General features: G+C 35.5%; 13 protein-coding genes. 2 read left to right on the top strand and 11 right to left on the bottom strand.

Annotated elements, in window-relative coordinates:
- Positions 1-18 precede the first annotated feature (18 nt).
- The gene (locus CLV73_RS01305; RefSeq protein WP_100375099.1) at positions 19-672 is read left to right on the top strand and encodes a GDSL-type esterase/lipase family protein; all 654 of its coding nucleotides are present in this window, start codon (positions 19-21) and stop codon (positions 670-672) included.
- Positions 673-878: 206 nt separating this feature from the next.
- Positions 879-1310, top strand: coding sequence for a lipocalin-like domain-containing protein (locus tag CLV73_RS01300; RefSeq protein ID WP_100375098.1), 432 nt, complete (start codon positions 879-881; stop codon positions 1308-1310).
- A gap of 35 nt (positions 1311-1345) precedes the next feature.
- Here CLV73_RS01300 and CLV73_RS01295 read toward each other — a convergent pair whose 3' ends face one another.
- From CLV73_RS01295 to CLV73_RS01235, 11 genes are all read right to left on the bottom strand, one after another.
- On the bottom strand, positions 1346-2698 hold the full coding sequence (locus tag CLV73_RS01295) for a DEAD/DEAH box helicase (RefSeq protein WP_100375097.1): 1353 nt from the start codon (positions 2696-2698) through the stop codon (positions 1346-1348).
- A gap of 147 nt (positions 2699-2845) precedes the next feature.
- Complete coding sequence (locus tag CLV73_RS01290) at positions 2846-4486, bottom strand: AarF/UbiB family protein (RefSeq protein WP_100376945.1); 1641 nt, start codon at positions 4484-4486, stop codon at positions 2846-2848.
- A 459-nt stretch (positions 4487-4945) separates the two neighbouring features.
- Complete coding sequence (pheA, locus tag CLV73_RS01280) at positions 4946-5782, bottom strand: prephenate dehydratase (protein ID WP_100375095.1); 837 nt, start codon at positions 5780-5782, stop codon at positions 4946-4948.
- Positions 5783-5854: 72 nt separating this feature from the next.
- Entirely contained in the window at positions 5855-7384 is a 1530-nt protein-coding gene (gene guaA, locus CLV73_RS01275) for a glutamine-hydrolyzing GMP synthase (RefSeq protein ID WP_100375094.1), read from the bottom strand.
- Positions 7385-7684: 300 nt separating this feature from the next.
- On the bottom strand, positions 7685-8923 hold the full coding sequence (gene purD, locus CLV73_RS01270; RefSeq protein WP_100375093.1) for a phosphoribosylamine--glycine ligase: 1239 nt from the start codon (positions 8921-8923) through the stop codon (positions 7685-7687).
- Positions 8924-9013: 90 nt separating this feature from the next.
- Entirely contained in the window at positions 9014-10531 is a 1518-nt protein-coding gene (purH, locus tag CLV73_RS01265; protein ID WP_100375092.1) for a bifunctional phosphoribosylaminoimidazolecarboxamide formyltransferase/IMP cyclohydrolase, read from the bottom strand.
- 298 nt (positions 10532-10829) lie between these two features.
- Positions 10830-11396: a phosphoribosylglycinamide formyltransferase gene (gene purN / locus CLV73_RS01260; RefSeq protein WP_100375091.1), complete on the bottom strand. Its 567-nt coding sequence runs from the start codon at positions 11394-11396 to the stop codon at positions 10830-10832.
- 67 nt (positions 11397-11463) lie between these two features.
- Complete coding sequence (gene purM / locus CLV73_RS01255; protein ID WP_100375090.1) at positions 11464-12456, bottom strand: phosphoribosylformylglycinamidine cyclo-ligase; 993 nt, start codon at positions 12454-12456, stop codon at positions 11464-11466.
- Between the two features lie 209 nt (positions 12457-12665).
- Entirely contained in the window at positions 12666-13217 is a 552-nt protein-coding gene (locus CLV73_RS01245) for an NADPH-dependent FMN reductase (protein ID WP_100375088.1), read from the bottom strand.
- A gap of 160 nt (positions 13218-13377) precedes the next feature.
- Positions 13378-14106 (bottom strand): pirin family protein, encoded by a 729-nt coding sequence (locus tag CLV73_RS01240; RefSeq protein ID WP_100375087.1) that lies wholly within the window; start codon positions 14104-14106, stop codon positions 13378-13380.
- 165 nt (positions 14107-14271) lie between these two features.
- Entirely contained in the window at positions 14272-15486 is a 1215-nt protein-coding gene (locus CLV73_RS01235) for a DUF7151 family protein (RefSeq protein ID WP_100375086.1), read from the bottom strand.
- Positions 15487-15617: the final 131 nt, after the last annotated feature.

The following is a 15617-nucleotide window of genomic DNA, read 5'->3' as shown; positions in this document are numbered from 1 at the left end:
CTACAAAAATTTAGAACAATGAAGAAGATGTTATCAGCATTCTTATTGCTGACTTTTGCCCTTTTCTTTTCTCAGGAAAAAAAGCCGATGTTTTGGCAAGACATTCAAAATTTCAAAAAAATTGATCAGGAAAATACTCCTCCTGAAAATGCTATTCTTTTGATCGGAAGCTCCTCCTTCACAAAATGGACGGATGTAGCCAATTATTTTCCTACCAAAACTATTATTAACAGAGGTTTTGGAGGTTCCAGGCTCACAGATCTTAATTATTATGCGAATGATCTTTTAAATTATCAGCCTAAACAAATCATCATTTATTGTGGGGAAAACGATTTTGCGGACGATGACAAACTAAAAGCAGATGTTGTTGTTGACAGATTCAAAACATTCTATCAGAAAATTCGTCAGAAATTCCCGAAAATAGAAGTAGATTATATTTCGATTAAGTATTCGCCAAGCAGAGAGAAACTATGGCCTCAAATGAAGGAAGCCAATAAAAAGATTGCTAAATTCATGAAAAAAGAAAAAAATGCTGATTTCATAGATATTACAAAAGTGATGAACGATTCAAACGGGAATATCAGAAAAGACCTTTTTGTAGAAGATATGCTCCATATGACTCCTGAAGGTTACCGACTTTGGACTTCTGTAATGAATCCTTATATGAAGTAAAACAAATAAGAAATAGGCTATTTTTTTTAAGATTACAAAATAACGAGCAGCTTAATTTCTTTGTGAAAACAATGATGAATAATCATGAATTCACATTTATTGGATGATTTTTTCAACTTTCAATTCAAAAAAACAATATAAAAAACTCTACTTGCACGATATAATAAAAATTCATTTCTTTGTGAACTTTAAAAAAATTAATAACAATGAAAAAAATTTTATTATTAGCTGTAGCTGCAGGTTTCGTTTTTAGTTCTTGTAAGAAAGATGATGATGATCAAAATTTAATAATCGGAACCTGGAAGGTTAACAAATTCAGCTATAAATATGGCAATGGATCTTCTGAAACAGAAATACCGGATGAATGTGCAGCTAAATCGACTATTGTATTCAAAGAAGATGGAGCATTAATCAGCAATGATTATTATAAAACCGGAGGGAATTGTGTTTCCGACAACGATATGGGAACCTATTCTTACAATGAATCAGGAAAAACACTTGCAATGAATTTAGAAGATAATACTATAAACTTTAAAGTATTAAATCTTACCAATTCTGAACTTGCTCTTCAGGGAGAGAATGACGATTATGACGGAGATGGTACGAATGATGAATACATCGTCTATTTAAAAAGATAAACAGAAAACACTTCCAAATGGAAGTGTTTCTTATTTTATTTCTTTCTCTTAGATTTAGAGATTGCTTTCTGCTGTGCTCTGTTGGCTCCAAACTTCTTAGGCGCTTTTCTTTTCGAAGGTCCACCCCAGTTTTCTTTGGTATTCTTTGCTTTCTTTTCGTGGAAAGCTCCCCCTCCATCATTCAGTTTTACAGGAGCAGGGTTCTTCATGGCAATATGCTCTTCTTCAGAAGCAATCTTTTTAGGATTTATTTTTACATCTTCAGGGAAATCGATGAATTTTAAATCTTTATCCATCAATAACTCGATATCAAGAATCAAAGGCTCTTCTTTTTTGGTAACAAAAGTTATCGCTTTACCGTCTTTATCCGCTCTACCTGTTCTACCGATTCTGTGGATATATTGTTCAGGGATATCAGGTGTTTCAAAGTTGATAACGTGGGTAATATCTGAGATATCCAAACCTCTCGCCATTACGTCCGTAGTAATCAATCCTCGTATTTCTTCATTCTCAAAACGCTTCATTGCTTTCAGTCTGTAGTTTTGAGACTTATTGGAGTGAATGACATCAAACTGCCCAGGGAAAAGTTCATCAATTTTAGTAAATAATAAATCAGCGTGCTTCTTGTTATTATTGAAAATCAAAACTTTGGACATATCCTCGTTATTTTTCAATAAATTTTCAAGCAAATTGATCTTCGTATTGAAATTTTCAACCTTATAAGCGGTCTGTTCTATTTTCTCAAGCGGTGTTCCTGATTTTGCCAGTGAAATTTCAACAGGGCTTGCAAAATATTCATCCAGCATCTCGTCAACAGCTTCAGTCATGGTTGCAGAGAATAAGATATTCTGTCTTTTCTCTTTCATCATCTCAAAAATATGCGTCAACTGAGGTCTGAATCCTAAATTGAGCATTTCGTCAAACTCATCAATGATCAGTTTCTGAACTTCCTTCAATGAAATGGCATTATCAATAGACAAATCCATTACCCTTCCCGGCGTTCCTACCAAAATATCACACCCTCCATCAAATAAAAGCTTCTGTGTATTAATATTTTTACCTCCGTAAATCCCTATAACTCTTGCAGTGATGTTTTCCGTTAGTTTTTCAAGGATTTCCGTTACCTGAACTACCAATTCTCTGGTTGGAACCAACACTAAAACCGTTGGATTTCCGGATTTATTGTATTTCCAGGTTTTTAAAACCGGTAAAAGATAAGCTAATGTCTTTCCTGTTCCGGTCTGTGCAATTCCCATCACATCACGTCCCGAAAGTATAGGTTTCAAACTTTTTTCCTGAATAGGAGTAGGTTCAAATAATTCTAAATCTGCTAAAACATCAAGAATTTTAACCGGAAGATCAAAATCTGCAAAAGTGAGTTTTTCCATTTTGCAAAGATAGACAATTAATTTTTTAAAGTTTGAAGGGAAGTTTTAAGATAAAGCTTAACAGTAAGTTTGTCATTCTGACGTAGGAAGAATCTCAATAAAAGTAACAGATTCTTCCTACGTCAGAATGACAGATATGATTTATAATTATTTTCTTGTAATTCTCAGCAAAATGATGATCACTAAAAATATTGAAAAGATAAATCCTAAAACAGCAACCAATGACAACTCTCCGATTCTGGGACCAGCTTCTGAAACAAAAACAATTGATGTTGCAATAATATTGGCTCCTAAAACCATTGCTAAAATGAGATTAACAATACTTGACTTAATTAACTGATTCGTTTTCTCCAGATTTTTTATCTCGCTGGAAACCGTAAATTTATTTTCATCCAATTTTTGTAAAACGGAACGCAATTCCCTAGGAATTTCATCTACATTGTCCGTAAAATTCATTACCCGGTCGACTCCGCTTTTAAAAAGATTCTGCGGACTGATCTTTCGGGCAAAAATCTTTTTGGTAAACGGACTTAAACTTTTTACAACATCCAGATCCGGGTTAATATTTCGTCCAACTCCTTCTATCAAAGTAATTCCTTTAAACAAAAGATAAAAATAATCAGGCATCTGCAGTCGATTATCTGTTAGAACATCTTTCATCTTATTGATAATCACCTGTGCATTGATCTCTTTTAAAGAGGTACTGTGAACAAAATTCAGAATATCTTCCACATCGTTTTCAAATCTTCTTTCATCCGGAATTTCATAGCTTATCGCCATTTTTTTTAGGTATCTTACAATCTTATGAGGATTTTTAGCCACGAAGCTTACAATAAGATTTTCCAGTACTTCTTTATCGTTAGGCGGAATTTTTCCTACCGCTCCAAAATCTATGAAAACAACTTTTCCGTCTTTTTTCACTAAAATATTCCCTGCATGAGGATCAGCATGGAAAAAACCGTAATCCATAATCTGGGTCACAAAAAGTCTCAGACCAATCTCAGAGATGTTTACAGGATCTATATTGTTAGCCAAAAGTATCGATTTATCAGTTACTTTTATTCCATCAATAAATTCCATACAAAGAACATTATTGTTACAGAATTCTTCATATACTTTCGGAACATAAGTTTCTTTATTGCTTTTGAAATTCCTTCTAAACTGCAGAATATTTTCTTTTTCGTTAATCAATGAAACTTCTTCGAGCAGAGATTTTTCGAACGTGGAAATCGCCTGTTTCAGATTCAGTTTCTCTCCTATTTCTGAGTAAGAGGAAACGAGTTTTTCAAGGTCTTTAATCAGCAACAGATCATCTTCAATGACAGTCTGAACATCAGGTTTCTTAATTTTTAAAATCACCTCAGTTCCGTCATTCAGAATTCCTTTATAAACCTGTGCAATAGAAGCCGTTGCCAAAGGGACTTTCTGAATTTCTGTAAAATGATCATTCACAGAAATATCAAATTCATTTTCCAGAATATCCTCAACATTCATCTCTACCGTTTCGACTTTATCCTGCAATTTCTGCAACTCCTGAATCAGTTCTTTAGGAAGCAGATCTTCCCTGTTGCTGAAAGTTTGTCCCAGCTTCACAAAAGTAGGCCCCAATTCTTCTAATACTAATCGAATTCTCTCATAAACACTTCCTTTAGAAACTATTTCATCTGAAGTATCCTCAACCTTTTTTCCACCCTGCATTCTCGCCAATACATCTTTGAAGCCGTATTTGCTTAATACAGAAAATAATTTGGCTGATCTTTTGAGTTTTCGTTGCTGCTTATCAAACATAATCATTATGAAAAATAGGTTGGTCTAAGGTATTCAAAATGGGAAAATTATAAATCTGTAGTTTATATTTTAGCTTTTGAAATATAAATGTAAACACACAATAAAGATAAAAATACTAAACCATGAATTAATATACTGTATTTCAAATGTTTTTCATTGCGAGAATAATACTTAATCAAATTAACAATCAACAAAATAAGCGTTAGAATAGGTAAAAATATTAAAAGTAAAATACCCAAACCAGGTGTGCAAGGTCCTGTTTTATTAAAATATTCTCCTAATAAGCTCAATAAATAATAAACAAGATAAAATACTATAGTTAGAAGTGCACTTTGAAGTGTTTTATTTTTAAAATTTAAAAAAGTTATCATAGAATATACTCAAAACTAGCTTATCATTGCAATACAAAAATATTTGGCATAGAGATTTAAATCAACTATCTGGATTTTTACACAATAATTATTCCACAAACAGATATTCATTATAATGCCCTAAAAACTTCACATTGGCTTTGAGCGCAATCAACTCATCAATCGCATTTTGAGATAATACAGGATGCCATTCACTGGCTACATTAATGAAAAAAAAATAGTTTCCCAATCCTGTTTTCAGGGTACGGCTTTCAATTTTTGAAAGGTTCATTTTTCGCCATGCAAATACGGAAAGCACCTGATGAAGACCTCCTGCGTGATCTTCGGGAAGCGTAATAATCAAAGATGTTTTTTCTGATGTCTTCTGTAAGGGAAGCTCAAGGATTTCTTTGCTCTTAGAGAGCACTACAAATTTGGTATGGTTCTGTTCAAAATCCTGAATATTTTCGTGAATGATCTTTAAACCATACAATTTAGCCGCGGAACGGTTGGCTACAGCCGCCCATTTTTCATTTGGATTCTCAGACACCAGTTTTGCAGAAGCTGCGGTGGAATTAAAATCTTGCGATGGAATTCCAGGATAATTTTCGTGTCTGAAGTGATAGGTTTGTGCCAAAGCCTGCGGATGGGAAATGATCTTCTCAAACACCGAATTTTCAGGATGCACCATCAAATGATGGGCAATTGGCATTACCAGTTCCGTTTCTATAAAAACATCAAAATTATAGAGATAATCCAAAGTCATGGAAACCGTTCCTTCTATTGAATTTTCTAAAGGCACAACGGCTTTATCAACCTCATTATTCATTACGGCATTAAAACAATCCAAAATACTGGATTGGGGTATTAATTCTTCTTCCGGAAATATCTGTGAAGCCGCCAACTGCGTAAAACTTGCCTGCGGACCAAGAAATGCTATCTTCATATAACAAATGTAAAAATATTAAACAAAAAAATCCCGCCTAAAGGCAGGATTTATATTTAAATTCAAGTCAAATTATTCCCACTCGATCGTTGCAGGCGGTTTGCTTGAAATATCGTAAGCTACTCTGTTAATTCCTCTTACTTCGTTGATGATTCTGCTTGAAACCGTATCTAAAAACTCGTAAGGAAGTCTGCTCCACGTTGCCGTCATAAAGTCGATCGTGTTTGCAGAACGAACTACTGCTGTATATTCGTATGTTCTTTCATCTCCCATTACTCCTACAGATTTTACCGGAAGAAGCACTACGAATGCCTGAGAAACTTTTTCATACAAATCGTTTTTGTATAATTCTTCAATGAAGATATCATCCGCTTCCTGAAGAATTCTTACTTTTTCAGCATCTACAGCTCCCAATACTCTGATTCCTAATCCAGGACCAGGAAAAGGGTGCCTGTGTACCAAATGATGAGGAATTCCCAGTTCTTCTCCTACTTTTCTTACTTCATCTTTGAATAATTCTCTTAGAGGCTCTAGTAATTCAAATTCCATATCTTCCGGAAGTCCACCAACGTTGTGGTGAGATTTGATTACTGCAGAAGGTCCGTTTACAGACTGACTTTCGATTACGTCAGGATAAATCGTTCCCTGGGCTAAGAATTTAGCACCTTCAATTTTATGAGATTCTTCATCAAAAACGTGGATAAATTCGTTTCCGATGATTTTTCTTTTGGCTTCAGGATCGTCAACTCCAGCTAATTTTGAAAGGAATCTTTCGGATGCATCTACCATTTTAATGTTCATATGGAAATGTTCACCATAATTATCCATTACTTTCTTGCCTTCATCTTTTCTCAATAAACCTGTGTCAACAAAGATACAAGTCAGCTGATCTCCGATCGCTTTATGGATCAAAACGGCCGCTACAGAAGAGTCTACCCCTCCTGAAAGTCCTAAGATTACTTTTTGATCTCCTACTTTTTCACGGATTTCTTCAACTGTTTTTTCAATATAGTTTGTCAGTTTCCAGTTTTTCTCCGCATTACAGATTCCGAAAACGAAATTCTCCAACATTTTTCCTCCTTCTTCTGTATGGGAAACTTCCGGGTGAAACTGCACACAGTAGATTTTTTTATCTTCGTTTGACATTGAAGCAATTACTCCTGATGTTGCGTTTAATTCAAAACCTGCAGGTAATTGTCCAACTTCATCAAAGTGGCTCATCCAAACTACTGAGTTATTAGAAACTCCTTTTAATAAAGAAGATTCTTTTACAATTTCTAAGTGAGCCTTTCCATACTCCCCTTTTACTCCTTTATGAACTTTTCCGCCTAAAAGATGTGCTGTAAGCTGCATTCCGTAGCAAATTCCCAATACAGGAATTCCTTGTTCATATAATTCTTTTTCAACCAAATGAGCGTTTTCTGCATTTACAGAACTTGGCCCCCCTGAAAGGATAATTCCTTTTGGCTGTTTTTCTAAAAGTGTTTCTAATGGTGTATTGAAAGGTAAAATTTCAGAATATACTCCCATTTCACGGATTCTTCTTCCGATAAGCTGGTTGTACTGTGATCCGAAATCTAATATGATAATACCGTTGTTCATTTTTATAATTGATAAATGATGAGTTTTTAATTGTTTTAATCCTTTAAAAGAGTGTTTGTCATTCCGTAGGAACCTCTACTGCAATGATAAAAATTTAAATAGCTTAGATGCCTACGGAATGACAAAAATTGGTCTTATCTTAAATTAAAATTAACTAAATATTTTTTAATTAATCTTTTAAGTTTTGGCTAAAGCCAATTTCTCTTTTTATATTATTTAATCGGGCTAAAGCCCGATCCTATTGAATAATTCTTTACAAAAAAAGACCTGGATTTCTCCAAATCTTTTTTGATTTATTGTTTAGAACTTTCCGATGTCTTCTCTGTAGAAGCCGTAATCGAAATGTACATGACTTGCATCTTCGTAAACTTTTTTACGGGCATCTTCGTAAGTTGCACCGGTAGCTACGATATTCAGTACTCTACCTCCGTTAGAAACAACTGTATCCCCTTTTTTAATTGCTCCTGCATATAAAAGCTGGCTGTGTTTCACTTTATCTTCACCTACGATTTCAAATCCTGTCTCAAAGTTTCTTGGATAACCTCCTGAACACATTACCAAACAAACTGCTTTTTCGTCTTTAAATTTAAGCTCGATGTCTTTCCCGCTCATACAGTCCTGGATAACGTCTAAAAGATTGTTTTCCATAAGAGCCATCAATACCTGAGTTTCAGGATCTCCGAATCTCATGTTGTATTCAAGCAGATAAGCTCCGTTTTTAGTCACCATCAATCCGAAGAAAATGATTCCTTTGAAACTGAAACCTTCTCCTTTAAGACCTTTTAGAGTAGGCTCAAGAATATTTTTTTCAAAATCAGCATAATGCTCTTGAGTAAATTCAGGGCTTGGTGCTACAGTTCCCATACCTCCTGTGTTTGGACCTGTATCTCCTTTTCCTGCTTTTTTATAGTCTTTAGCAGCAATACAAGGGAAGATCTTTTCACCGTTTGAGAACGCAATAATTGACGCTTCAAAACCTTCTAAATATTCTTCGATAACGATACGGATACCTGCATCTCCGAATATTCTTCTGATCATAAAATCGTGAATCGTAGCTTCTGCTTCTTCTAATGTTTCACAGATCACCACTCCTTTGCCTCCAGCAAGACCACTAGCTTTAACTACCAATGGATATTGTTGTGTCTGAATATATTCCTTAGCATCGTTATAAGCATCAAATACTACAGCTTTTGCTGTTTTGATATCATAGGTCTGCATAAATTTCTTAGAGAAAGCTTTACTTCCTTCTAAACTTGCAACTTTTTGAGTCGGACCGAAAACTTTAAGATCATGCTTCTTAAACTCATCCTTCAACCCTGCAACAAGAGGAGCTTCAGGACCAACAATCGTTAAATCTACTTTTTCTTTGATTGCAAAATCTCTAAGTTCTTTAATCTCTGATAAATGAACATTTTTCCCTATTGCATCGGTAGTAGCGTTTCCATTGGCAAAAAACATTTTAGTAACTCTGGAGTCTTTCTGAAGTTTTGCTGCCAAGGCAGATTCTCTTCCACCTTCACCTATGATTAATATTCTCATACTTTATTTATTATCTAGTCTTATTGTACAAATATATAATTTTGAATGCTATAAATACAATCTCAAAATTATTTTTTAATTCTATTTTAATTAGTGTAAAAAATGTCTAATCCCTGTAAACATCATCGGAATTTTATGCTCATTGGCAGCTTCAATACTGTCCTGATCTTTTACACTTCCTCCCGGCTGAATAATTGCTTTAATTCCTTCCTGAGCGCAGAAATCCACTACATCACGGAAAGGGAAAAACGCATCAGAAGCCAATACTAGGTCTCCTGAAAATTTTTCTTTAGCTCTTTCAATCGCCTGTTGAGTTGCCCAGATTCTGTTTACCTGTCCTCCTCCGATTCCGAAAGCCTGAATTCCGTTTGAAACTACAATCGCATTAGATTTTACATATTTTACTACTCTCTGAGAAAATAATAATGCTTTTTTCTGCTCTTCTGTAGGCTGAGTTTCAGTTACCACTTTAATATCATCTGAGAAAATGCTGTCATTGTCCTGAACTAAAATTCCTCCGTCGATTTTCACCCAAGTCTGTTTGTCAGAAACAGGGTTTACGATTTTTATAATTCTTAAGTTTTTCTTCTTTCTTAAAATTTCCAGAGCTTCTTCGTCAAACTCAGGAGCCATTACGATTTCAAGGAATGTTTTGTTTAATTCTTCAGCTGTTGCCGCATCAATTTTGTAATTCATTGCAACAATTCCGCCAAAGATGGAAACCGGATCGCACTCAAAAGTTTTCTGGTACGTTTCCAACGCTGAAGTTCCGATGGCAACTCCACAAGGTGTAGAGTGTTTCACCGCACAGCAAGCCATTTCTTCTTTGAACTCCGTAACCACTTTCCAGCAAAGATCCATATCACGAAGATTGTTGAAAGACAATTCTTTACCTCCCAACTGTTCGAAATCTTTCATTGCCCCGTTTTCGAAAGTAGAAACGTAGTAAGCTGCTGTCTGATGTGGGTTTTCACCATATCTAAGGTCAGAAACTTTTTTATAAGATGCATTGAGATACGTCGGATATTCCTCATCTAAAAGCATTCTTGAAATCGCTGCATCATAAGCAGAAGTAAGATTGAATACTTTTCCTGCCAACCTTTTACGAGTTTCAATGTACGTATCTCCGTTTTGCTCCATTTCGATTTTCACTGCTGCGTAATCTTCTACGTCAGTAATTACCGTTACAGAATCAAAGTTTTTAGCTGCAGAACGAAGCATTGAAGGGCCTCCGATGTCGATGAATTCTACCTTTTCGTGAAGAGAAATGTTTTTGTTTACATTTTCGAAGAAAGGATAAAGATTCACGATCACCATGTCAATCAGACCAATTCCGTGCTCCTGAACTGTTTTCATGTGCTCTTCATTGGAACGAACCGCCAACAATCCGCCGTGAACTTTCGGGTGTAATGTTTTCACTCTTCCGTCCAACATCTCAGGGAAATTGGTAACCTCATCAATCTGAATTGGATTTAAGCCAGCGTCTTTCAAATGTTTGAACGTCCCTCCTGTAGAAATCAATTCATAATTTTGGGCTTCCAAAAACTGTGCGAACTCTATCAACCCGCTCTTGTCAGAAACACTGATTAAAACTCTTTTTTTGCTCATTTTACTTTCGATTTTTTACTTTTTACAGCTATTTCAAACTGTAGTCCGGGTCTTTCACTTCCGGGCCTTACTTTATTTTTACTTAGATTTTCCTTGTTTTTCGAAATAATTTAAATCTAAATGTGTTTTGTTAATTACTATTTTAACGCAAAGAGCGCTAAGTTTTTCTAAACTTCTTGCTGAATATTTTTTGTCCGCAAAGGCGCATTTCACTCAGCAAAGGATTAATATTGTTTAATCACTTCTTTTTTAACTACCCCTTCAAGGGAAGGGAATTTGTATCGCTAATAATTTGTGTTTAATTATTATTCAATACTTTATTGATTGCTTTTGGGAAAATCTCATATTCTATGATATGAACTTTTTCCGCTACAGTTTCCGGGGTGTCATCTTCTGTTACTTCAAATGATTTTTGAAGAATAGCTTCTCCTTCATCAATTCCTGAAGTCACAAAATGTACGGTAGCTCCGCTTTCTTTTTCCTTCGCTTCAATAACAGCATGATGCACATGGTGTCCCCACATTCCTTTTCCTCCGAATTTCGGAAGCAGAGCCGGATGGATATTAATTATTTTCCTTTTCCAAAGTTCACAAAACTCAGGTTTTAGAATGGATAAAAATCCTGCCAATACGATTAAATCTGTATTTTGTGGGATGATTTTAGCCAATTCGCTGCTGAAGTTTTTTCCTCTCGGAATCAGAACGTTGTCTATGTTATGATTTTTTGCTCTTTCAAGTCCGTAACATTCTCTATCTGCAACTACCAAAGATATTTTTGCATTCTGGATTTCTCCGTTATCAATGGTATCGATGATTCTCTGAAGGTTGGTTCCTGAACCTGAAACGAGTACAACAATATTTTTCATTAATGAGTCAATTTGAAAATGAGTTAATTTGAAAATAAAATAGAAACATTATCTAATTGATAAATTTTCAAAATTTCAAATTAATCTTCTCGCTTCCTTCCGTAATTTCCCCGATTTCGTAAGCATCATCAAGAAGGCTTAGTACTTTTTCAGCTTTTTCAGCATCTACCACTACGATCATTCCAACACCCATATTGAATGTTCCGAACATTTCTTCACGAGCTACACCGCCTCTTTTTTCCAACTCAAGCATAATGCTTGGAATCTGAATTTTTGAAGCATCGATCGTCGCGCAAAGTCCGTCACCAATGATTCTTGGGATGTTTTCGTATAATCCCCCCCCTGTAATATGAGCAATACCTGCAACTTCAACCTCAGCAAGTACTTTATGAATATCTTTATAGTATAGTCTTGTAGGAACCAAAAGCGTCTCATATAAAGGTTTTCCTTCGAATTCTTCATTGAAATCCGGGAACACTTTTCTTACCAAAGAAAATCCGTTTGAATGAAAACCTGAACTTGGCAATGCGATAATTTTATCTCCCGCTTTAATTTTAGATCCGTCAATAATCTGGTCTTTTTCAACAATTCCTACGCAGAACCCGGCAACATCGTAGTCTCCCGGCTGATACATTCCCGGCATTTCAGCAGTTTCACCACCGATTAATGCACAGTTGTTATCTTTACAGGCTTCTACCATTCCTAAAACGATTTCAGCAGCAATTTCTGAATCCAGTTTTCCGCAAGCCAGGTAGTCTAAGAAAAATAATGGTTTTGCACCATGACAAAGAATATCATTGGCACACATCGCGAAACAGTCGACCCCGATAGAGTCATATTTTTTGGAGTCCAAAGCCACTTTAAGCTTTGTTCCCACTCCATCTGTTCCTGAAACCAAAACAGGATTTTTGTATCCGCCGATTTCGTAGAAAGCTCCAAAACTACCCAAATGATTCAATACATTTGAATTGTGCGTTTCACCGACAGCTTTTTTAATCTTGTCAACCGTTTTGTATCCTTCTTCTTTGTCTACTCCTGCTGATTTGTAAGTGTTGCTCATGTCTACTTTTAGAAATTTATTTCAAACTTTTTATTCAAATTTAGAAAACAAAAAAGCCGACAATCTTGGTAGATTATCGGCCGTTGTTTTATCTCAGAATTTCAGAGCCCACAATATTCCCTTTCTTGGAAAAATACGGATTAAAGGAGGTCTGAATTTTCATCTTTTTTCTTTTTGCAAAGATATTAATTTTATATTAATTTTCAAATCTATTTTTCAAGGATAGATTCGATGGCAGAAATTTTCTTGATTTTCTCTCTTAATTCACTGTCTTTCTCTTCGTTGGAAATCTTCTGAGCTGCTTTGTCAAAATTATCATTAAAGAAAGGCAATGAGAATGTTTCTACGATATTTCCACCGTGGAAAGGAAAACGTTTGGTTGCCGCTTCCAAAACACCCGCTCCTCCTCTAGCTCCCGGAGCCGCAGACATTAGCAACATCGGTACTTCATTCCAAACCGTTCTGTCTTTGATTCTCGACACCCAGTCGAACACATTTTTGAATGCTGTAGAGTATGTTCCATTATGCTCCGGTAAAGAAACCAACAATAAGTTTGCTCCGTCAATTTTTGCGGCAAAATCTTTTGCTTCCTGAGGAACTCCGTTTGCCAATTCTCTTTCATGCTTGTAAATCGGCATTTCAAAAGGATTTAAGTCTACTACTTCTACTTCAGCATTTTCAAAAATTGATGCTGCATAGGATACCAGATGTTTATTCATGGATGCTTCGGAATTGGATCCTGCTATTGCTAAAATTTTCATTGTTTTTTATATTATTTTAAATAAGCTTTTTAATTACTGACACAAAGGTCGGGAAGATTTTCGTTAAAATCAATATTTATGTTTTAACCACCCCGTCAAAAATTCTTTCTGAATTTTCGCCACCCCTCCAATGGAGGGGAATTTTACTTTGCGAAATTATTTATTTTAAATAAGCCGGTAATTCCATTGGAACTTCCATTAAAAGAATTTCAGTGTCTTCAACTGCTTCGATATTGAAACTTTGAGTATCCCAGATTCCTAAACCATCTCTTTCATTTAGAATTCTGTCTCCGATTTTTGCACTTCCTTTCAGTACAAATGCATAGACTCCGTTTCCTTTTTTGTTAAGCATATAATTTTTACCGTTTCCTTTGGTAAAATTAGCTAAATTAAACCACGCATCCTGATGAATCCAAACCCCGTCGTCATTTTTATTGGGTGATAAAATCTGTTGGAAGCCATTGATTTTCTCTCCTTCTTTAATACTTTTCTGGTCGTATCTCGGTTCAACTCCCACTTCTCTCGGGAAAACCCAGATTTGCAAAAACTTTACAGCCTGATCTTTATTTTTATTGTACTCGCTGTGCATTACGCCTGTTCCCGCACTCATTACCTGAATTTCTCCTTTTTTAATAACGGCAGTTGTTCCCATCGAATCTTTATGCTCCAGATCTCCTTCCAAAGGAATTGAAATGATTTCCATGTCTCTGTGAGGATGTGTTCCGAATCCCATTCCTTGGGTTACGGTATCGTCGTTCAACACTCTCAACACTCCAAAATGTGTTCTTTCAGGATTTTGATATCCTGCAAAGCTAAATGTATGGTAAGAATTTAACCATCCGTGATTGGCATGACCTCTTGTGTCTGCTTTATGATATACTGTTTTCATACTGTGATTATTTATAGTACAAATGTACAGAGTATGGTTTGGGAAAATGTTGATGTAGGGTAAGAAAGAGTTTCGGTATAATTTAATTGAATTTTCTCTTTCCATTCATAAATTAAATAAAAAAGCGAACTCAGGTTGAATTCGCTTTTAAGTTTTTATTTTAGCTTATTGTAATGTCAGCGGAAGTGTAATTGTAGCTGGTAAGCCAATTGTGGCACGCGTTGTTTCTGTTTCTTCCACTTGCCAACCTGCTCCACCACTACCTGTGGTACAAGTACCAACATTGGTACTACTATTAAAATTATAAATATAGCTACTACTTGGGATAGTTACAGAAATAGCAATACCATTTGAATTAATATTTTTAAGTTTAAAAAACTTTCCTGTTGTAGGTTCATAATAAAGATATTTACCACTTCTGATATAACCTACAGTTCCCGCCCCGCCAGAATTAATATATTTTGTAATTCCATTACAACTTGAATCATTATAATATGTTTGAGCTCCTATAAAAGATCCATCAATAGAAATTGTTGTAATATATCCATTACTCGTTTTAATAACATAGTTATTAGTCCCTATACTTTGTACATATCCAATTAACTGATTATTGGCATCTACTAATCTTCCTAACCCTTCACTTACCGAAGAACCTCCTCCTGATGGAGTAGCCCAGGTTCCGTCTCCTCTAAGATATGTTGTATTATCTTTAGTTCCTGTTGCAGATATTTTAGCCAAAGTAATGGCATTATCCGCAACTTTTGCTGTAGTAATGGCATTATTTGCAATGGTAGTTACGGCTGTACTGCTAATCAATACATCTCCCGTTGCAGTTTGGGGAGCCTGAGGAGAGTATGGAGAAACAGAACTTGTTAAATAAACCTGTCCCCCTGCTGTTCCGTTTGTTAATCCCACTCCTGTTGCTCCTGTTGCTCCCGTAGCTCCTGTTGCCCCTTGCGGACCTGGAGGTCCTTGTATCCCCTGCACTCCCTGCATTCCATTACAGACATAATTTGTGGATGTCACTTCTGATGCATCAAGAACCCCGTTCGCATTAGTATCCTGTCCGCTTTCAACCTTCAATCCCCCTGTACTACAATGTATACCTGCAGATTCAATGGTAGTTTTTACTAAAGCATTCAATGTAGAACTTCCCAAGGAGGATCTTGAAGCCTTACCTATTGTTCCGTCTGTTTTCATCACCAACACCTGATCGTAAGTAGAAGAACTGCTTCCATCAGTTAGTGAACGGACACGTAAAGTTCCATTAACGTCTAAAGTTTCAGTAGGTTGTTGAGTATTGATTCCCACATTGCCAGATTGAGCACTTATTGTAACTACACTGGCAAGGATAGCTACAAAAAGTAGAGTTTTTTTCATGTTTTTTGTTAATTTTTTTTATTTTGGTAAAAAGTACACACAAATATATTGATTTTACTAAAAAAATTAACTCTAAAATCAAGGATATATTAAATAAAATATAGGACAAATAAAATGGTGATTAAAAATCC

The organism is Chryseobacterium geocarposphaerae (assembly GCF_002797535.1).
Classification (GTDB): Bacteria; Bacteroidota; Bacteroidia; order Flavobacteriales; family Weeksellaceae; genus Chryseobacterium; species Chryseobacterium geocarposphaerae.
This window is presented reverse-complemented; position numbering and strand designations above follow the sequence as displayed.